Here is a 20,033-nt window from a genome sequence, read left to right as displayed (position 1 = left end):
GCACGATCGGACGTCGTCGAAGGCACGATCCGCAGTCTCGACCGTGTCGGGTGCGGCGAGGATTTCGGGGTCGGCACGTTATGCGTGGACGGGGTGTCTCGGCAGCCGTGTGCTGTGTCCGCTGTTCAGCGCGTGGGCGCCGCGACCGGCGGCCGGGAGGGTCGGCATGTTATGCGTGGATCACTGCGGCGGGTCGGCATGTTATGCGTGGACAACACTCCGAGTCGTGCCTGGTCAGACACTGTTTGACGGCGTCATGGCATGCTCTGCCCATGGCGGGCACACCCAGTCGGGACCTCAGGCTGCTGCGGGCGGCGGCCGAGCTGTGGGATCAGGACGAGCAGGAGATCGGTTTCCTGGCCAGACTGTTCACCCAGACGTCGCTGCCCTACCGCGACCCAGGCGACAAGCCGCGCTGGGAGCGCCGTAACGGTGACCTGACGCTGAGCGTGCGGCCGGGGTCGACGGGCTATCCCTACGGTGCGATGCCGCGGCTGCTGCTGAACTGGCTCTCGACCGAGGCGCTTCGGACCAAGAGTCGGGATCTGGTCCTGGGGCGCAACCTGAGTGACTTCATGCGTCAGCTCGGTCTGACCCCGACCGGTGGGAAGAACGGGACGATCACCCGCCTGATGAAGCAGAGCGATCGCCTGTTCCAGGCTTCCCTCGCCGTGCGGTGGGAGGGCGAGAACCGGGTCGCCGGTGGGCAGATGAACGTCGCCAGTGAGTATAATCTGTGGTCGCGTCCGTCCGATGATCCCGAGGCGCACACGTTGTTCCCGTCCGTCGTGCGTCTGTCGGGGGACTTTTTCGACGAGGTCACCAACCATCCGGTGCCGATAGATCTCGGGGCATTGCGTGCGCTGCGGGGTAGTGCTCTGCGGTTGGACATCTATTGCTGGTTGACCTATCGCATGAGCTATCTGCGTCGGCCCTCGACGGTGTCGTGGGACACGTTGCGTGCCCAGTTCGGTTCCGAGCTGGCAGATACCAAGCAGGGGCGTGGGCAGTTCCGCCGGGATTTCGCCAAGCATCTGCGTGAGGTGCTTCTGGTCTATCGCGACGCAAATGTCGAGACCACCGAGGCCGGGGTGACGCTGTCTCCGAGCCGGACGCATGTGCCGTTCAAGGGTCTTCGCGACATCGCGCGCAGCCCCTACGAGCTGGAGTCTCCGCCGTTCGGGCAGGCGCTGGCTCAGTAGCGACATGGCCAGCGCCATGCCCAGCGACGGGGCCCCTGCCGTTCGGAGGTCTCCGGGCTCGGCAGTAGCCGAGGGGGTCGGTCGCAAGGCCCGCACGATCCGCGACGTCGGTGGTGTCGCAGAGCAGGCGTGCGGGTTGGCGGCGTGAGCCGCCAACCGGACGTCACGCTGACCCAGCTGCGGTACTTCGCCGAGGCCGCGTCGGCGCTGAGCATGACCCGCGCCGCCGAGGAGCTGCGGGTGGCGCAGTCGGCGGTGTCGTCGGCGGTCGCCCAGCTGGAGCGTCAGGTCGGCACCCCGTTGTTCCTGCGCCGGCACGCTCGCGGGCTCGTGCTGACCGCAGCGGGTGAGGAGCTCCTGCGGGACGTGCGGGAGCTCCTCGCCCACGTCGGGGAGGTGCTCGACGCGGCTCGCGGCCGGGGCGAGGAGGTGCGCGGCCACATCACGCTGGCCTGCATGGTGACCCTCGTCCCGTTCGTGCTGCCGGAGCTGCTGGCGGACCTGGGTGCGACCTGTCCGGGGCTCGAGGTGGAGGTGCTGGAGCTCGAGGCGGCCGCGGTGAGCTCCGCGCTGCGCAGCGGCACCGTCGAGGTGGCCGTGACCTACGAGCTGGGGCTGGGGCCGGATGTGGCCCGCGAGGTCGTCGCCGAGGTGCCGCCCTACGTCGTCCTGCCGCCCGGGCACCGGCTCGCCGCGCGGGAAGATGTGCGCTTGGCCGACCTGGCCGACGAGCCGATGGTGCTGCTGGATCTCCCGCACAGCCGGGAGTACTTCCGCGAGCTGCTGGCCGCGGCCGGCGCACCACCGCGGATCGCTTATCGGTCGTCGAGCGTCGAGGCGGTGCGCGGGATGGTCGCCCGGGGCCTCGGGTTCTCCCTGCTCAACCAGCGGCCGGTGCTCGACGGGACCTACGGCGGTGGGCGGGTCGAGGCCCGTCCGGTGGCCGGCGAGGTTCCGTCGCTGTCGGTCGTCGTGGCGTGGATGGAGTCGGCCCGGCGGACCGCCCGGGCCCGGGCCGTGACCGACAGCGCCCGGGAGATCGCCCGGCGGCTCGGCTCCGGCCGCGCGGCGCCCGGGGACGAGCATCTTTGAATCCGATGCAGTGGACCGCTTATCTCTGTTTGATCGATAGTTAGTGGCTGCATAGCGTCCTCCGGGAACGGTCGCCGACCACGTCGGCGCTGCTCACGGCAGGGGCGCCCGGGTGTGTGGACCTGTCGTCCCAGACGACCGATGGAGGTCCCGTGTCCGATCCCCTCGCACGTTCCGAAGCGGACGCCGCGCTCGACGCGGTCGTCCAGGCCGATCCTGCCTCGCTGCGCCGGAGCGTGGCCGCCGGGTCCATCGGCGTGTTCGTCCACTGGTTCGACTGGGCGGTCTATGCCTACCTGGCCACCACCATCGCGACGGTGTTCTTTCCGGCGGAGAACCGGGTCGCAGGCGTGCTGTCGGTGTTTGCCGTCTTCGCGGTGTCGTTCGGCATCCGCCCACTCGGTGCGGTGGTGTTCGGGCCGCTCGGCGACCGCATCGGGCGCCGGCGGACGCTCTCGATCGTCATCATCGTGATGTCGCTGGCGACCCTGGCGATCGGCCTGCTACCCGGTTACGCCACGATCGGCATCGCCGCCCCGATCCTGTTGGTCGCGGTCCGGCTCGCGCAGGGCTTCGCGGCCGGGGGTGAGTTCGGTAGCGCCGCCAGCTTCCTGGCCGAGTACTCGCCCCGCGCTCGGCGCGGGTTCGGCGTGAGCTTCCTTGAGATCGGGTCGCTGCTCGGCTTCCTCGCCGGATCCTTCGCGTTCTACCTGCTCACGGTCTCGCTGACGCCCGAGCAGATCACCGCGTGGGGCTGGCGGATCCCGTTCCTGATCGCTGCCCCGATGGGTGTCATCGGCTACGTCATCCGCACGAAGATCGAGGACACCCCCGAGTACCGCGCATTGGAGGCGACCGACTCGGTGTCGCGCAGCCCGGTCCGCGAGCTGTTCCGCACCAACCGGCGGCAGATGATCCAGGCGGCCGGGATCATGACGATGATGCACGTGCTGTTCTACGCGGTGCTGACCTACCTGGTGAACTACCAGACTGATCATCTGGGCCACTCCGCCGAGAGCGCCGCACTGCTTTCGACGTTCGCGTCGCTGCTCGGGCTGTTCCTGGTCCCGGCGTTCGGCCGGCTCTCCGACCGGATCGGGCGCAAGCCCGTCCTGGTCACCGCGGCCGCCGTGCTGCTGGTGGTGGCGACGCCCGCGTTCATGCTGATGCAGACCGGCATGGTCGGCACCGTGGTCGCGGCGCTCGGGCTGTCGGTGGTGCTCGCCGCGATCCTCGGTACGCACGCCGTCTGGTCCGCCGAGATCTTCCCGACCCGTACCCGCCAGGGCGGGTTGTCCATCGCCTACAACGTCACCGCCGCGCTGTTCGCCGGTACGGTGCCGTTTTTCATGACCGTCCTCATCTCGGCCACGGGCAGCCTCATGGTTCCCGGCCCGTACCTGATGGTCGCCGCGGTGATCGGCCTGGTCGCCGCCCTGAGCATGCGCGAGACGGCGGGGAGCTCCCTGCTGCAGGCGCAGGACCTGACCCCCGGTCGGTCCGCGTCCGCCCCCCAGCTCACCTGATACCGGAGCCCGGGGGTCACGCGGCGGCCCGTCACGGCCCCGGCGCATCGAACGAACGGAGGAAGACATGTCGCATCTCGAGACCGAGGTGGTCGTCGTCGGCGGGGGCCAGGCCGGTGTCGCCATGAGTGAGCACCTGGGCGCGCACGGCATCCCGCACCTGGTCCTGGAGCGCGACCGGATCGCCGAGCGCTGGCGCACCGGGCGCTGGGACTCGCTCGTCGCGAACGGCCCGGCCTGGCACGACCGCTTCCCGGGGCTGGAGTTCACCGACGTGCACCCCGACGGGTTCGCGTCGAAGGAGCAGGTGGCGGACTACTTCGTCGCCTACGCCGAGAAGATCGACGCCCCGGTCCACACCGGGGTGGAGGTGTACGGCGTCCGGCGGCACACCGGGCGGCCGGGCTTTCACGTACAGACTTCCGACGGGACGATCGACGCACGGTATGTCGTCGCGGCCACCGGCCCGTTCCAGACGCCGGTCGTCCCGGCGGTCGTCCCAGCCGACGCCGGTGTGGTCCAGATCCACTCCGGCGACTACCGCAACCCCCGTCAACTCCCCGACGGCGGCGTCCTCGTCGTCGGGGCCGGCTCGTCGGGTGTGCAGATCGCGGACGAGCTTCGGCGCTCCGGCCGCGGGGTCCACCTGTCGGTCGGCCCGCACGACCGGCCCCCGCGCAGCTACCGGGGACGGGACTTCTGCTGGTGGCTGGGGGTCCTGAACAAGTGGGAGGCCGCCGCGCCGCCGCAGGGCGCCGAGCACGTCACGATCGCGGTGAGCGGCGCGCACGGTGGGCGCACCGTGGACTTCCGGTCCCTGACCGCTGATGGCATCACGCTGGTCGGGATGACCCGCTCGTTCGCCGACGGCCGGCTGGAGTTCGCGCCGGACCTGGGCGACAACATCGCCGGCGGCGACGCCTCGTACCTGGCGATGCTCGACGAAGCCGACGCCCACGTCGAGCGTAACGGCCTCGACCTGCCCGAGGAGCCGCAGGCGCGGGAGTTCGGGCCCGATCCGGCCTGCGTGAGCGACCCGCTGACCGGGCTCGACCTCGCCGCGGCCGGGATCACCTCAATCGTCTGGGCTACCGGCTTCGCCTCGGATTACGGCTGGCTTCAGGTCGACGCGTTCGACGGCAACGGACGTCCGGCGCACGTCCGCGGTGTCTCCACCGAACCCGGTGTCTACTTCCTCGGCCTGCCCTGGCAGTCGCGCCGCGGGTCGAGCTTCATCTGGGGTGTCTGGCACGACGCCGCCTACCTCGCCGACCAGATCACCATCCAGCGCGGCTACCTCGCGCACGCCCCCGCCGTCGCCACGCCCGGAGCAGCCTGATGCCGACCCACACCCGGATCCGCCCGTTCAACACCCGCGACACCTACCCCGAGCAGAACCTCGACAACGACCTCTGCCAGGCCGTCGTCGCCGGGAACACGGTCTACGTGCGCGGCCAGATCGGCCAAGACCTCGACACCAGCGAGTCCGTCGGGATCGGCGACGTCGGAGCGCAGGCCGAGCAGGCCATGGCGAACATTGACATGCTGCTGCGCGAGTCCGGGAGCCGGATGGAGCACCTGGTCAAGCTGACCATCTACCTGGTGGACCCGCGCTACCGCGAGACCGTCTACCGGACGGTCGGGCGCTGGACCAAGGGTGTCCACCCGATCTCCACCGGCGTCGTCGTCTCGGCCCTGGCCCGCCCGGAGTGGCTGTGCGAGATCGACGCGACCGCCGTCATCCCGGAGGGCGACAAGTGACCTTCTCCATCGCAGCCCGCCACGACGGCCGGTTCGGGATGGCGGTCAGCTCGTCGAGCCCCGCGGTCGCGGCCCGTTGCCTGCATCTGCGCCCGAGCGTCGGCGTCGTCGGCTCGCAGAACATCACCGACCCCCGCCTCGGCGGGCTCGTCCTCGACCGGCTGGCCGTGCACGGCGACGCCGGACGGGCGCTGAGAGAGGTCGGCGCGCAGACCACCGACCTGGACTACCGGCAGCTGACCGCGATCGGGCCGACCGGCACGGCTGCCTGGTTCAGCGGCAAGCACACGCTCGGCATGCACGCCGCCGTCGTCGGCGCGGACTGCGTGGCCGCCGGGAACATGCTGACCGGGACCCACGTGCCGCAGGCCATGGTGGACGCGTTCGGGGCCGCGACCGGCGAGCTCGAGCAGCGACTGCTCGAGGCGCTGCGGGCCGGGCTCGACGCCGGCGGCGAGGAGGGACCCGTGCACTCGGCCGGACTGGCCGTCGTCGCCGACGTTGAGTGGCGGGTCACCGACCTGCGGGTCGACTGGGCCGACTATCCGGTCGAGCACCTCGCCGACACCCTCGAGATCTGGCTGCCGCAGCGCGACGATTACGTCCGCCGCGGGCTGGACCCGGCAGCCGCACCGTCCTACGGCGTTCCGGGTGACGACCGGTGACGGGTGAGAAGACCGCGGTCCGCGCCGCCGTCGAACGGGCCGCCGACGAGCTGGTCGACCTCTCTCGCACGCTGCACGCCCGGCCGGAGACCGCCTGGGAGGAGCACCACGCGGCCGCGACCGTCCCGGGCCTGTTGAACCGGCGCGGGTTCACCGTGACCCCCGCCTACCTCGGTCTGGAGACTGCGTTCCAAGCGACCTACGGCTGCGGCCCGCTGCGGATCGCGCTCTGCGCCGAGTACGACGCTCTGCCCGGGCTCGGCCACGCCTGCGGACACAACCTGATCGCCGCGTCCTCGGTCGGCGCCGCACTCGGGCTGGCGGAGGTGGCTGACGACCTCGGCCTGACCGTCGTTGTCTACGGGACCCCGGCCGAGGAGGGCGGCGGCGGCAAGATCGAGCTGCTCGACCGCGGCGCGTTCGCCGACGTCGATCTCGCGATGATGGTCCACCCCGGACCGGTCGACGTCGCCGAGGCCCGCCCGTTCGCGGTCAGCCACTCGCGGATCTCCTACACCGGCCGGTCGGCGCACGCCGCGGCCTACCCCGAGGACGGTGTGAACGCCGCCGACGCGTTCACCGTCGCCCAGGTCGCCATCGGCTTGCTGCGCCAGCAGCTCCCGGCGAGCTCCCGTGTGCACGGCATCGTGACGTCCGCGGGTACGGCGCCCAACGCGATCCCCGAGACCGCGTCGGGCCGCTGGTACGTGCGCGCCGAGACACTCGCCGAGCTGGCCGAGATCGAGCCCCGGGTGACCCGCTGCTTCTCCGCGGGCGCCCTGGCCACCGGATGCACGCTGGAAATCGAGGCGGAGAGCCGACCCTACGCCGAGTTCCGCACCGACACCGCCACGCTGGAGCACTACCGGGCCAACGCGCTGGAGCTGGGCCGCGAGTTCGCCCCGGACAGCCTCGCCGGCCGGATGAACCGGGCTTCGACCGACATGGGCAACGTGTCGCAGCTCGTCCCGGCCATCCACCCCTACATCGGCATCGGATCGCTCCCGGCGACCAACCACCAGCACGAGTTCGCCGCCCACTGCGTCGGCGGCGAGGCCGAACGGGCCCTGCTCGACGGAGCGCTCGCGCTCGCCTGGACCGGGGTGGATCGGGCACGGGGCGGGGAGTGGTCATGACACCGTCCACGACCGGACGGACCGAGCACGACATGCTCGGCACCGTCGTCGTCCCCGGCGACGTCTACTACGGCGTGCACACGGTCCGCGCGCTGGCCAACTTCCCGATCAGCGGAGAGACCTTGGCGTTGCGGCCGCACCTGGTCGACGCGCTGGCGGCGGTCAAGCAGGCCGCGGCGACAGCGAACATGCGTGTGGGTGCACTCGACGATTCCGTCGGACGCGCGATCGCGGGCGCCTGCGCCGAGATCCGCTCGGGACGGCTACACGACCAGTTCGTCGTGGACCTCATCCAGGGCGGTGCGGGCACCTCGACGAACATGAACGCGAACGAGGTGATCGCGAACCGGGCGTGTGAGTTGCTGGGCCGGCCGCGGGGGGACTACGCGACCGTGCATCCGCTCGACGACGTCAATCTGGGTCAGAGCACCAATGACGTCTACCCGACGACGGTCAAGCTGGCCCTCGACGCGCACGTGCGGGAGCTGCTGGCGGCGCTCGCACGGCTCCGTACGGCGTTCCAGGACAAGGCGGTCGAGTTCGCCGAAGTCCTCAAGATGGGGCGGACCCAGCTGCAGGACGCGGTCCCGATGACCCTCGGCCAGGAGCTCGGCGCGTTCGCGGTGACCCTGGGCGAGGACGAGGCCCGGCTGTCCGAGGCCCGGTTGCTGCTGCACGAGCTCAACCTCGGCGGGACGGCGATCGGCACCGGCCTGAACACCCGGCCGGGGTACCGGGAGGCCGCGCTCGACGAGCTGCGCGTGCTCACCGGGATTCCCACCCTGGTCTCGGCCACCGACCTCGTCGAGGCCACCCAAGATGTCGGGGTGTTCGTCCAGCTCTCCGGCGTCCTCAAGCGCACCGCGGTGAAGGTCTCGAAGATCTGCAACGACCTGAGGCTGCTGTCGTCGGGACCGCAGGCCGGGCTCGGCGAGATCGAGCTGCCGGCCCGCCAGGCCGGTTCGTCGATCATGCCCGGCAAGGTCAACCCGGTCGTCCCGGAGACGGTCAACCAGATCGCCTTCGAGATCATCGGCAACGACGTGACGGTCACCCTCGCCGCCGAGGGCGGCCAGCTGCAGCTCAACCCGTTCGAGCCGATCATCGCCCGCGCGCTGAGCGCCGGCCTGGCGCATCTCACTGCGGGGCTGACGGTCTTGGTCGAGCACTGTGTGTCGGGGATCCGGGCGAACCGTGATCACCTGGCCGCACTGGTCGCGGGCTCGACCGGGCTGGTGACCGCACTGAGCCCGGCGCTCGGCTATGAGACGGCCTGCGCGATCGCGACCGAGGCCCACCGCGCCGGACGGCCCGCGCTCGAGCTGGTCCGCGAGCGGACCTCGCTGACCGAGGACCAGCTCGCCGCGCTGCTTCGCCCGGACGTCCTGACCGGTCGGCGCACGATGACCTGAGGGTGGCGGTGGGCTCGGTCCCGTGCTGGCCCTGCTGATCGGTGATGATGGGGCGGTAGCGGGCGCATCAGGAGGTGGCGGGTCTGCGGCGGCGTGCCCGGGAGTTTCTGGGACGCACCCTCGGCCGGCCGGACCACGCCGTGTACAGGTCGAGTTCGCATCGGTTACCGCCGGTCGAGCGACCGTGCTCGACCGGCGGAGTCGCGGGTGCGCCGACGCGGCGCACCGGAGTTCGGAGGCGTGTTGGGCCGACACTGCGGTCGCTCCCGTCGGGGATCTGGCGAGAGCGCGGCGGTGATGATCCTCGACGCCGTCTGCGGTGAGTGATGTCTGATCGGGCTACCGCCTTCGATCCGGTCGGTGTCGAAGGGGTCGGGTGTCGGCACGGGTGTGGTCGCGGGCGTCACGCAGGGCGTGGAGGTGCGCGTCGACCGTGTTCCGGGCGGCCCGGCGAACCTCGCGGCGTGCCGGAGCCGGGCGAGGAGTAACCCCAGAGGGCGGGCCATGTTCGGTGGTGCCGGGCTGGGGTGCCGGTTGTTGTGTCGGAGCTCCGACACCGGAGCGGCGCATCCGACCGGCCTGCACGGCGGGGATCTCGTGGAGACGGTGTCTCCAGGGGCGTAGACGGGCACCGAGGATCCGCAGCGGATCCCGAGCACCGTTGGTGACCGGGCCACGCCGATGGCCGGGCCGGTCGGGGTGGTACTCGAGCGCATGAACGACGCCGGCGACCGTGGCACCGGCGTCCCACCACGGCCTGAGCAGGGCGCGTAGGCGCCAGATCTCGATCGAGACCCCGGTTCGGTTTCCGAGGCCGAGGCCGAGGCCGAGGCGCTGCGCCAACGCCAGGGTCGCTTGATGACGGGTCGAGACGGTGTCGGCGATGTCGTCGGGGTGCCACCGGGTCTCGGTGTCGACGTGGGCGACGGTTGCTGTGTTAGGCCACTGTGCGTCGGTCAAGGGTTGATATGTCTCGTAAGAAGAGGGGAGGTCGCCACTTCCATCCACAGCAGACTCATCCGAGGTGTCGCCGGAGGCCGCCGGGCCCGGTTCGGGCGAGGCGAGGCGAGGCATCGGTTCGTGGATGACGAGGGCATAGGTCGGGGCACGGCCGGACTCGGTTCCGAGGAAATCTGCGCCGGCGCCGGGTTCGATGACCACGAGCAGACCTCGCTCGCGGGCCCAGGCCAGTACCCGGCTGACGGTGCGGGGAGCGCGGGCGCCGGCGCGCGCGAGACGGTCGACGGTTAGGCCGCTGATCAGGCCGGTGTCCCAGTCCATGTGACAGATCAGGCGGTGCAGGATCGCCGACCAGCTGCCTCGCTTGTCTCGTCGCCAGTCCTCGTCGTCGACGAGGTGCGCGACGTGCTCGAGCGCCTCACGTTGCGAGGACAGCACCCGCCACTCGGGCCGGACGATCTGGTTCCACTCGGGAGGCGGGCCGAAGCCGTGTGTGTGGCGGATGCGGGCGCGGGCGCGGCCCCGTGCCCGCGCCCGCGCGCTCGGAGGGAGCACTCGCCGGGCCCTGCCGGGGCCGGCGGTCGCGCCGTGGGCGCGGGCGGCCCGTCCGCGTGGGGTACGCCGGGGCGCGGTGACGGCGCGGATGCCGCCAACGGTCTCGCTGGTGGTCGTGGTGGCGGGTTCCGTTGAGGGATAGGTGTGGAGCACACAGAACTCGGAGGGGCCGGAGGCCAAGGTGAACACGCCGTGCGCGTAGCAGTGCACGCAGAATCCGGTGCCCGTTGCTGGCGAGCGGCCCGGATCCGGGCACGACGAAATCGCCCCGTGTCTGTCATGGTCGGCTTCCGGCCCAGGAGGTACCCTGGACACGCGAAAGCGCCCCTTCTACGCAGGTTGGGGATTGGCCCCGGTTCGCCGGGGCTACGGCGTCGACTCGGGTGCTGGTCCGAGGCGACGCGGGAACGAACCGAGGTGGCCCCCTGGCCGGGGGGCCACCTCGTTCCTGTTTATGAGGCCTTGGTCAGGGAGCCCTCCTGCGGGGTCGTGTACTGCACGGGGATCTGGCCCGGCAGTTCGCTGTGGTGGCGTAGCCCGAGTGCGATGAGGGCGCCGGCCACGATGGAGATGCTGCGGTCGCGGTACTGGGCGATCGCGCGCACGTTCTGGTTGTCGGCTACCGGGATCCGAACGGTGAAGTCGGTGGCCTCGGCAGCGGTCAGGCGCGCCGGTAGTTCGTCGGGCAGCTCGACACGGCGGCGCAGTCCGATGGCGATGAGCCCGGCGGCGGTCTCGGACAGGTACCAGCCGCGTGCGGTGGCGAGGTCTTTGAGCTGTTGGTCGTCGGCGAGGAGGAGCCGGGGGATCACCACCGCGCGGGGGCCCTTCGAGGGGCGGCCGCGGCCTCGTCCTGTGGGTCTCCTAGCCATGTCGGGCATCCTCACCGATTTTCAGAAACGACGACAGCGCGACACGCGGTGTGCCTTTCAGAAACTTGCCCCGGTGCGGTGGGAGTGAGGTAGCGGCTGCGGGGCCCACACGACGTCGATCCGGAGCGGCACTGTCGCGCACCGCCCTGCGGCTTAGGGGTCTTGTACCTGCGACTGGAGTCGACGAGGTGATCGCCGCAGCAGAGTCCTGCGCTTGATCCAGACGCGAGGCGTGCTCGGCGAGAACCCAGAGTCCGATCGGGACCGGACTGTGTGACCTCAAGGTTGCCCGTGCTCGCCTCGGCGAGCCGGTCATCGAGCCAGCCGGGCTGGCGCTCGCAGGGTCGACCGGGGGGCCCTGTGCTGGTGCGGCGAACCAACACGTCACGGGCGCACCTGCCCGTGCGCACGTCTACATCCTTCGATGGCATCGGCGGTCTTCGATCCTTCACCGCTCGAAGGAGGCCCGGCCACTTCGCAGACTTCCCTGCATGACGATCTCGAACGGTCCTCGCTCCGTAGCGCCCGGCAGGGCGGCACCAGATGATGTGAGAACCACCGGGGGCGTCCTCGGACCGGTCCGCCGGCATCCGCTGGCGGCCTTCTTCGTCCTCGCCCTGGGCATGAGCTGGGTGGCGTGGATCCCTTACGTCCTGTCCGGGAACGGGTTGGGTTGGTGGGACTTCCAGTTCCCTGAGATCTTGGGGACGAGCCAGGTCCTCGGGATGTTGCCCGGTGCGTACCTGGGCCCGATCGTTTCGGCGCTGTTTGTCACGGTCGTCGCGGACGGCCGCGCGGGGTTGCGTAGCTGGCTGGGGCGGCTGTGGCGCTGGCGGGTCCGGTGGCACTGGTACGCCATCACGTTGCTCGGTGTGCCGGCCGCGATGCTGGTCACCGGGTTCGTCTACTCCGGCGGCCGGGTGAGCGCCCCGTCGGTGTTGGCGGTCGCGGTCTACGTGCCGGGTCTGCTCCTGCAGATGATCACGACCGGATTGGCCGAGGAGCCGGGTTGGCGTGACTTCGCGCTGCCGCGCCTGCAACGCCGCTTCGGCCCGCTGAACGGGACGCTGATCCTCGGCCCGGTGTGGGCGGTGTGGCACGCGCCGTTGTTCCTGACCGACTGGGGTGGGTGGCCGGACGCGAGCTGGACCCGGCCGGTGGCCTTCCTTGTGTTCTGCCTGGCGTTCAACGTCGTGATGAGCTGGGTGTTCAACGCCACGGGCGAGAGCCTGCCGCTGTCGATGCTGATGCACGTCGGCGTCAACAACTTCGCCTCGATCATCTGGGCGGAGATGTTCCCGACGATCGGCACCGATGAGGCCATGCAGGCCATGGCGGGTGGAGCGGTCGTCGCCGCGACGCTGGTTCTGCTCGGTACTCGGGGGCGGTTGGGCTACCACCCGCCCGGCACGTGAGCGGCGGGTTCTGCGGGAGGATGGGAGATCCTCCCGGCCGGGGCCGCCCGCCCGGGGGCCGTCGAGCACCGCAGAGGACCACCGTGCACCCCGCTGTCAGCGCTGTCGTGACCCCGTCCCGGAGGGCCCCGCTGCACCCGGTCGCCGCCGTCGTGTCCGGGGTGGTGTCGCTGGGGCTGCTGGCGTCGCTGCCGGTCGCCGCGTCCGCGGACCCGACACTCGGCCCGCTGCCCCAGGCGGGCGCGACCTGGGCGGTCGCGGCCGTACTGGTCCTGCAGGCGTCGGCGGTCGTCGGGGTCGGGCGGTTCCCCACCGCCCTGCTGCCTGCTCTGACCGCGCTGCCGCTGGTGTTGCCCTGGACGGGGCCGGGTGTGGCGTACAGCCTGACCGCCGTCGCGCAGATGGCGGGCGTACTGCTCGCCGTCGCCGCCCGCCCGCCGCGTCTGACGTTGCGGGCCGCCCTGGCTGTCTGCGCGCTGCTGCTGGCCATCGGCCATGGCCTCGCCGCCATCGGTACCGGCAGGTCGGGCGCCGTGGAGGCGGCCGTCGGCGCGGTGCTGCAGGCGGTCGTCGTCGTGGGGCTGCCGCTGCTGGTCGGGCTGGTGATCGCCGCGCGGCGCGACACCGAGGACGCCGCCCGACGGGAGCGGGAGGCCTGGGTGCAGGCCGCGGTGTCTCGGGAACGCACCTCGATGTCGAGGGAGCTGCACGACATCGCCGCTCACCACATGTCCGGCATCGCGCTGATGGCCACCGCGGTGGAGCGGCAGGTCGACTCCGCCCCCGCCGCGGCGAAGCACGCGGCACGCCAGATCCGCGAGCAGAGCCAGGCGGTGCTCCAGGACCTGCGCCGGCTGGTCGGGCTTCTGCGGGAGGACGCCGACGGTACGCGACCGGTACGGACTCTCGACGCCGTCGCCGAGCTCGTCGGGTCCCGGCGGGCCGCCGGAGCTCGGATCGAGCTCCGAACCCCACCGGTCGGGACCGGCCGGCGCACCGGGGTGGGACCCCTCGCGGAACTCGTCGCCTACCGGATGGCACAGGAGTCACTCGCCAACGCCGCCGCGCACGCGCCGGGTGCGGCGTGCACTGTCACGATCGAGGTCGTGGACGGTGACCGGGTCACGATCACCGTCCGCAACGAGCCACCGCAGGAGCCCGGTCCCGACCGTGGGGGAGGTTTCGGGCTGGTCGGGATGGCCGAGCGGGCGCAGCTGGTCGGCGGGGAGCTCGACCACGGGCCCACATCGGACGGTGGCTGGCAGGTACGCCTGACACTCCCGGTCGCCGACCGGCCCCGGTCTGCAACCGCGTCTACGCTGGGCACGTCCGCGCCGCCGTACGGAGGCTCAGCATGATCCGTGTCCTGATCGCCGACGACCAGCACCTGGTCCGGTCCGGACTGTCGGCCCTGCTGGGTACCGAGGACGACATCGAGGTCGTGGGCGTGGCCGAGGACGGGACCCGGGCGCTGGCCATGGCGGGTGATCTCCGCCCCGATGTCGCCTGCCTCGACATCCGGATGCCTGGGCACACCGGTATCGAGGTCACCCGCGAGCTCTGCGCGCCCGGTGCCGACCCGCAGGTCCCGGTGCTGGTGCTGACCACGTTCGACCTCGACGACTACGTGTTCGGCGCGCTCGAGGCCGGCGCGTCGGGCTTCCTGCTCAAGGACGCCGAGCCCGACGACATCCTGCGCGCGGTACGCCAGGTCGCGGCCGGGCGGGGCACCATCGACCACTCGTTGACCCGCCGCATCTTGCGCGAGTTCGTGCACCGGCGCAGCCTTCAGCCGGTCACGGGGCGCCGGGTCGAGGAGCTACTCACCCCTCGCGAGCACGACATCCTGCTGCTGCTCGCCCAGGGGATGTCGAACGAGGACATCGCGGGGGCGCTCGTGGTCGAGGTGTCGACGGTGAAGTCGCACCTGGCCCGGATGCTGCCCAAGATCGGGGTGCAGTCCCGGCTGCAGGCGGTCGTCTGGGCCTACCAGAACGGTGTCGTCGCGGTCCCCGGCACCGGCGGCTGACCCGGCTGCGTGTGCCCGCCGGCGGGTGGCGGTCTGCTGGCCGGCCTCGGCCGATCCGGTGTTCGCGCAACCCCGGTGCCGTGTACTGCTCCGGGTGCCGGGTCCTGCGGGGCGCCGCGGTCGTGGCCTGGTTGGCACATCTCCCGGCACAGAACGGCGGATCTGCTCGGCGGCGAGCCGGTCTCCGGGGCGCCGACGTAGCTAGTTGCCGAAGACCGGGAACGTGTATCCGCCCGGCAATTCGGTGCCGCTGCGGCAGGGTCGAGGGGACGTGCCGAGGGCAGCTCTCGGTCTGCGGTGGCCGGCCGGCACCCGGCGACAGGTGTCGCATCGTCATCCGGCTCGGTGCGACGGCTGGCACTGGCTCGGCCCCGTACTCGCGGGCATCGTGGCCACATGGTCAGCAGTGCAGAGGGCCGGGTGGGCCCGAAGTCACCGGTCACCGGGTCGCAGGCGGTCGCGTCGAGTCAACACGGCGTGGTCACCGATGTCATGGTGCAGATGATGCGCGATGGCGGCAACGCCGTCGACGCGGCGATCGCCGGGTGCATGGTCCAGGCGGTCGTGCAGCAGGACATGACCAACCACGCGGGGACGGTTACCGCGCTGGTCCACGATGCGGCCAGTGGCCGGACCCACGAGCTCAACAGCAGCGGCACGATCGTGCCGGGCCTGGCCCGGTTCGCGCCGGTGCCGATGGGCAAGGGCCTCTACGCCCCGGCTCCCGGGACACCGATCGCGGTGATTCCGGGGTTCATGCCCGGGATGAAGGCGCTGTTCGAGCGGTTCGCCACGAAGCCGTGGTCGCAGCTGTGTGAGCCGGCGGTGGCCTGGGCCGAGCGGGGGCACGAGGTGACGTCGTTCGAGCATCTGGTGATGGCGCAGACTGTCGATTTCTTCCTCTACACCGAGTCGGGGCGTCGTCATTTCACCCCGGACGGGCACCTGCCGCAGGTCGGTGACCGCTGGGCCTCGCCGGAGCTCGCCGCCACCATGGGCAAGGTCGCCGCCGAGGGCCCCGACCATTTCCTCACCGGTGAGTGGGCGCAGCAGTTCGTGGCCCGCGCCAACTCGCTCGGCTGGGCGATCACGCCCGAGCACATGACCGAGATCCCGCCGCGCTGGTCGGATCCCTACACCTGGACCCACAAGGGCCATACGGTGGTGCAGCAGTCGCCGCCGGAACGTCAGGGTGTGTTCTGCCAGATCGTGCTCGGCATGCTCGCCGAGCTCGACGTCGTCTCGCTCGGGCACTGGTCGACCTCGGCGGAGTCGCTGTACTACCTGGCCCACGCGCTGCGCCGGGCCGGCCTGGAGACCGGCCTGCTCAACGACCCGCTCCTGTTCGGTGACGCCGGCGCCGCGATGACGAGCCCAGAGATGATCGCCGGGTTCGCCCGGATCCTGCGCGACGCACGCTCGCACACAGACCTGGCCCGGCACGTCGCACTCACCCGCGGCGTGCCGGCGGTGGCGGCGTCGGGTGCGTCCACTCAGCCCGCCGGCAGCTGCGAGCTGTCGGTCGTGGACCCGTACGGCAACTGGGTGCAGATGATGAACACGCTGCAGGGCAGTGGGATCCCGGGCGAGGTGATCGGGGGCGTGCCGATGGTGGGCAGCCACGCGATGAACGCCCTCTCCTCGTCGATGGAGGGCTGGCACGTCGGCGGCGGACGCGTCCGGTCGGTCCTGTCGAACACGATGGTGCTGCGTGGAGGGCACCCCACGGTTCTCGCTCGGGTCACCCGGCAACGTGCACTGCACCGTGCCGCAGGTCCTGTCGAACATCCTGGACTTCGGGATGGACCCCTACGACGCCGACGACGCACCACGCTGCCTGCCCTACGCCGACGACCACACGATCTCGGTCGAATCCCGGGTGCCGCCCGAAGTGCCCGACGGGCTGGCCCGGATGGGTGTGCTGCTCAACCCGTTGCCCGCCTACGACTACCACATGGGCACCTACCAGATGAGCTGGCGCGGCGACGACGGTGTCCTGCACGGCTGTACCGGGCCGCGCCGCGAGGGCGTGGCGGCCGGGTTCTGAGACAAGAAGGAGAACGCACATGTGGTTGATCGGTGCCACCGTCGTCGACGGCACGGGCAGTGCCCCGCAGACCGGCCGGGCTGTGCTCGCGGAGGACGGCCGGATCGCCGAGGTCGGCGCAGCTCGGCCGTCGGGGGCCGAGGTCGTCGACTGTGCTGGGTTGACGCTGGTTCCGGGCTTGATCGATGCCCATGTCCATTTCGGGCTGTCCAGTCCGATCGATGCCAGCCTCACCCACGGCGTGTCGGTCGCGGAGCTGGCTGCGGACATGTTCGAGAACTGTCGCCGGACCCTCGCCTCGGGGTTCACCACGGTGCGCGACACCGGGGGCATCGACGCCGGCCTCGCCGGCGTCGTGGCCGCCGGCAAGGTCGCCGGACCGCGGATCCTGTGCGCCGGGCCGCTGCTGTGCCAGTCCGGTGGACACGGGCACATCGCCCCCGAGTGGGAGCCCACCGCCGACTGGCCGGACCATCACGTCCCCGGCCTGCGCGCGCTGTCGCTGCTCTGCGACGGCCCCGACGAGATGCGCAAGGGGGCGCGGGAGGCGTTCCGCCGTGGTGCGGACTTCCTGAAGCTGTGCGTCACCGGTGGGGTCGTGTCCCGCCACGACAAGCTCACCGACACCCAGTTCGACGTCTCCGAGATCGCGGCCGCGGTCGCCGAGGCGAGTGCCCGCGGCACGTATGTGACCGTGCACGCGCACAACAACGCCGGCATCCGCAACGCCGTCGCCGCCGGCGTCCGCTGCGTCGAGCACGGCTCACAGATCGACGACGAGACCGCGGCGCTGATGGCCGAGCACGACGTCGCCCACGTTCCCACGCTCGCCGTCGTGGAGGCCCTGCTCGACGACGCGACCGCCACCGGCCTGCCGGCGAGCATCGCCGACCGGGTGGGCGTCGCGAAGCAGGGCCAGATCGACGCGATCCACGCCTCCCGCCGGGCCGGGGTACGCATCGGCTCGGGCTCGGACCTGATCGGGCCCGGGCAGGACAACCGTGGCCGCGAGCTGCTGCTGCGCTCGCAGGTCGAGTCGCCGATGGCCGCGCTGGTCTCGGCCACCAGTGTCAACGCCGACATCCTCGGCATCGGCGACGAGGTCGGCACGATCGAGCCCGGCAAGCACGCAGACCTGGTCGCGTTCCGCGGCAACCCGCTGGAGGACCCGAAGCTGTTCGCCGACCCGGGCGCGGTCGCGCTGGTCGTGCAGGGCGGGCGTGTCGTGCGGGACGAGCGATGAGCACGCGGGCACACGCGCGGGTCACCGACGACGTCGACGTGCTGGCCGGCGTCGAGTTCGCGGACCCGTATCGCTGGCTCGAGGGTGACGGGCCCAGGTGCAGCGCTGGCAGGACGGCCAGGGCGAGGCGGCCGCGGGCTTCGTGCGGGACTGGCCGCACTTCGAACGGCTGCGCGAGTCGGTGGCACGGTTCTCCACCGCGCGCTTCGAGGCCCTGCCCCGCGAGGCCGCGGGCCACTGGTTCCGCACCACCACCGGGCAGGGCGCCGCGCAGGCGCGGGTCGTGGTGGCCGACGAGCCGTACGGGACCGGTCGGGTGGTCTTCGACCCGGTCACCGAGGATCCGGAGCGGCCGCCGTTCGTGTCCTGGATCTCGCCGTCCCCGGACGGGGCGGTCCTTGCGGTGGGGGTGTGCGTCGATGGCAGCGAGCAGAACACGATCCGCCTGGTCGACGTGGCGACCGGTGCCGTGCTTGCCGGGGCGCCGTCGCAGACGCTGATGGACAACTGGACCGGTGGCGCGCACTGGCTGCCCGACTCGAGTGGCTTCTTCTTCGCCGCGATCGAGGGCGCGGCGGTCGACCTGTCGAACCGGGTGTGGCTGCACCGGGTCCGGTCGGGCGAGGACGAGGCGGCGACGACCGAGGTCGCGGTGTCCTGGTTGCCTGGCAACGACTACCGCATGGTCGTGGTGTCCGGCGACGGCCGGTACGCGGTCGCCGTGCAGCGGATGATGGACCCGATCCCGGTGGCGGTGGCCCGCCTCGACAGCGCCGAGGTGGGTGGCGATCTCGAGTGGCGCCCGTTCGTCACCGCCGTCGATGCCACCGTCGCCGGGCACCTGTGCGGGGAGGCGTGGTTCGCGGTCACCGACCTCGACGCGCCCCGCGGGCGGCTGGTGCGCATCCCGCTCGACAGCCCGGCCCCGGACGACCCGTCGGGCTGGGAGGAGGTCGTCGCGGAGTCCGATGCCGTGCTGCGGTCGGTGACGCCGGTCGGTGACGTGCTCTACCTCGCCGAGTTCGTCGACACCTACGCCCGGGTCCGGATCGTCGACCGGTCCGGGGATCCGCGCGGGGAGGTCCCGCTGCCGGGTCGCGGGGCCCTGGTCGAGCTGCCGTTCCCGATGATGAACCTGGCGAGCGCAGCCCTGTCCGAGGTGTATGTGTTCGCGTTCTCGACTCTGACGTCCTCGGCCGGAACCTACCGGCACCACCCCGGCGCCGACGACGTGGAGGTCCTCCACGAACCCGCGGTGTCGATCGAGGACGCGGTGGTCGAGGATCACTGGGCGACCTCGGCCGACGGCACCGCGATCGCGTTCCACATCGTGCGCAGGGCCGAGGTCACGCCTGACCGGCCGCGCCCGACGATGATCTACGCCTACGGTGGTTTCAACGCGCCCTGGGTACCCTCGTTCCCGGGGCCGATGGCCGCGTTCGTCGCGGCGGGTGGCGTGTTCGTGCACGGCCATCTGCGCGGGGGAGCCGAGTTCGGGCGTGACTGGTGGGAGGGCGGCCGGCTGCAGAACAAGCAGAACGGCTACGCCGATCTCTACGCCATCGCCGAGACGTTGATCTGCGACGGTGTCACCGACCCGTCGCTGCTCGCGGTGACGGGGGGCTCGAACGGCGGGCTGATGGCCGGGGTGGCCGCGACCCAGCGTCCCGACCTGTGGGCGGCGGTGATCCCGCGGGTGCCGCTGCTCGACGTGATCGGCGCCTGCCGGGACGGCTACGGGCGGTGGGTGATCGCGCTCGAGTTCGGTGACCCGACCGATCCGGGTGAGGCATGCCGGATGGCCGGGTTCTCGCCGTATCACCTGATCTGCGACGGCGTGGCCTATCCGGCGGTGTTCATCGACTCGGGCGACACCGACCCGCGCTGCCCGCCGTGGCACGCCCGCAAGTTCGCGGCCCGGATGCAGGCCGCGAACGGCGGTGGCGCACCGGTCCTGCTGCACGTCTGGCGCAACGTCGGGCACGGCTGGGCCACCGACAAGGACGTGGCGATCGTCGAGAACACCGAGTGGCTGGCCTTCGCGATGAAGGTGCTCGGCCTCGAGCCGTGAGCAGGGAAGGCGCCGACCGGGCCGGGGCGGCGCCTCCCCTGTGGGGT

Annotated in this window: 16 protein-coding genes and 1 pseudogene; 15 read left to right on the top strand and 2 right to left on the bottom strand. The window is 71.5% G+C overall.

Going from position 1 to position 20,033, the window contains the following annotated elements; all coding sequences use genetic code 11:
• Positions 1–272 precede the first annotated feature (272 nt).
• From AD017_RS28980 to AD017_RS28945, 8 genes are all read left to right on the top strand, one after another.
• Positions 273–1,202: a replication protein RepA gene (locus tag AD017_RS28980; protein WP_060576795.1), complete on the top strand. Its 930-nt coding sequence runs from the start codon at positions 273–275 to the stop codon at positions 1,200–1,202.
• 144 nt (positions 1,203–1,346) lie between these two features.
• Positions 1,347–2,294 (top strand): LysR family transcriptional regulator, encoded by a 948-nt coding sequence (locus AD017_RS28975; protein WP_060576794.1) that lies wholly within the window; start codon positions 1,347–1,349, stop codon positions 2,292–2,294.
• Between the two features lie 152 nt (positions 2,295–2,446).
• Positions 2,447–3,820, top strand: coding sequence for an MFS transporter (locus AD017_RS28970; RefSeq protein ID WP_145984130.1), 1,374 nt, complete (start codon positions 2,447–2,449; stop codon positions 3,818–3,820).
• A 67-nt stretch (positions 3,821–3,887) separates the two neighbouring features.
• Entirely contained in the window at positions 3,888–5,159 is a 1,272-nt protein-coding gene (locus AD017_RS28965; protein ID WP_060576793.1) for an NAD(P)/FAD-dependent oxidoreductase, read from the top strand.
• The gene (locus tag AD017_RS28960; protein ID WP_060576792.1) at positions 5,159–5,581 is read left to right on the top strand and encodes a RidA family protein; all 423 of its coding nucleotides are present in this window, start codon (positions 5,159–5,161) and stop codon (positions 5,579–5,581) included. The genes AD017_RS28965 and AD017_RS28960 overlap by 1 nt, the downstream gene beginning before the upstream one ends.
• Positions 5,578–6,246 carry a DUF1028 domain-containing protein gene (locus tag AD017_RS28955; protein WP_060576791.1) on the top strand — a complete coding sequence of 223 codons (669 nt, stop codon included), beginning with the start codon at positions 5,578–5,580 and terminating at the stop codon, positions 6,244–6,246. Before AD017_RS28960 ends, AD017_RS28955 begins: the two co-directional genes overlap by 4 nt.
• A complete protein-coding gene (locus AD017_RS28950) occupies positions 6,243–7,382 on the top strand; it encodes a M20 family metallopeptidase (protein WP_060576790.1) in 1,140 nt (379 codons plus the stop codon). The genes AD017_RS28955 and AD017_RS28950 overlap by 4 nt, the downstream gene beginning before the upstream one ends.
• Positions 7,379–8,794: an aspartate ammonia-lyase gene (locus tag AD017_RS28945; RefSeq protein ID WP_060577440.1), complete on the top strand. Its 1,416-nt coding sequence runs from the start codon at positions 7,379–7,381 to the stop codon at positions 8,792–8,794. The genes AD017_RS28950 and AD017_RS28945 overlap by 4 nt, the downstream gene beginning before the upstream one ends.
• A 339-nt stretch (positions 8,795–9,133) precedes the next feature.
• On the opposite strand, the gene AD017_RS34775 is transcribed toward AD017_RS28945, so the two are convergent.
• Both AD017_RS34775 and AD017_RS35895 read right to left on the bottom strand, forming a co-directional pair.
• Positions 9,134–10,498: a hypothetical protein gene (locus AD017_RS34775; RefSeq protein WP_145984129.1), complete on the bottom strand. Its 1,365-nt coding sequence runs from the start codon at positions 10,496–10,498 to the stop codon at positions 9,134–9,136.
• Between the two features lie 263 nt (positions 10,499–10,761).
• Entirely contained in the window at positions 10,762–11,124 is a 363-nt protein-coding gene (locus AD017_RS35895) for a hypothetical protein (RefSeq protein ID WP_060576788.1), read from the bottom strand.
• 680 nt (positions 11,125–11,804) lie between these two features.
• Between AD017_RS35895 and AD017_RS28930 the strand changes: the two genes are divergently transcribed.
• From AD017_RS28930 to AD017_RS28905, 7 genes and pseudogenes are all read left to right on the top strand, one after another.
• Positions 11,805–12,596 (top strand): CPBP family intramembrane glutamic endopeptidase, encoded by a 792-nt coding sequence (locus AD017_RS28930; protein WP_227012968.1) that lies wholly within the window; start codon positions 11,805–11,807, stop codon positions 12,594–12,596.
• Positions 12,597–12,703: 107 nt separating this feature from the next.
• Complete coding sequence (locus AD017_RS28925; RefSeq protein ID WP_060576786.1) at positions 12,704–13,954, top strand: sensor histidine kinase; 1,251 nt, start codon at positions 12,704–12,706, stop codon at positions 13,952–13,954.
• Positions 13,951–14,625 (top strand): response regulator transcription factor, encoded by a 675-nt coding sequence (locus AD017_RS28920; protein WP_060576785.1) that lies wholly within the window; start codon positions 13,951–13,953, stop codon positions 14,623–14,625. The genes AD017_RS28925 and AD017_RS28920 overlap by 4 nt, the downstream gene beginning before the upstream one ends.
• A 396-nt stretch (positions 14,626–15,021) precedes the next feature.
• Positions 15,022–16,134: pseudogene (locus AD017_RS28915) on the top strand (gamma-glutamyltransferase); the annotation flags it as partial.
• Positions 16,135–16,336: 202 nt separating this feature from the next.
• A complete protein-coding gene (locus AD017_RS36670) occupies positions 16,337–16,672 on the top strand; it encodes a gamma-glutamyltransferase (RefSeq protein WP_227012967.1) in 336 nt (111 codons plus the stop codon).
• Positions 16,673–16,691: 19 nt separating this feature from the next.
• Positions 16,692–17,915: an amidohydrolase family protein gene (locus AD017_RS28910; RefSeq protein WP_060576783.1), complete on the top strand. Its 1,224-nt coding sequence runs from the start codon at positions 16,692–16,694 to the stop codon at positions 17,913–17,915.
• 97 nt (positions 17,916–18,012) lie between these two features.
• The gene (locus tag AD017_RS28905) at positions 18,013–19,986 is read left to right on the top strand and encodes a prolyl oligopeptidase family serine peptidase (protein ID WP_060576782.1); all 1,974 of its coding nucleotides are present in this window, start codon (positions 18,013–18,015) and stop codon (positions 19,984–19,986) included.
• Positions 19,987–20,033 lie beyond the last annotated feature (47 nt).

Source organism: Pseudonocardia sp. EC080619-01 (assembly GCF_001420995.1).
Classification (GTDB): Bacteria; Actinomycetota; Actinomycetes; order Mycobacteriales; family Pseudonocardiaceae; genus Pseudonocardia.
The sequence above is the reverse complement of the archived record's forward strand: the minus strand, read 5'-3'. Positions and strand labels throughout refer to the sequence as shown.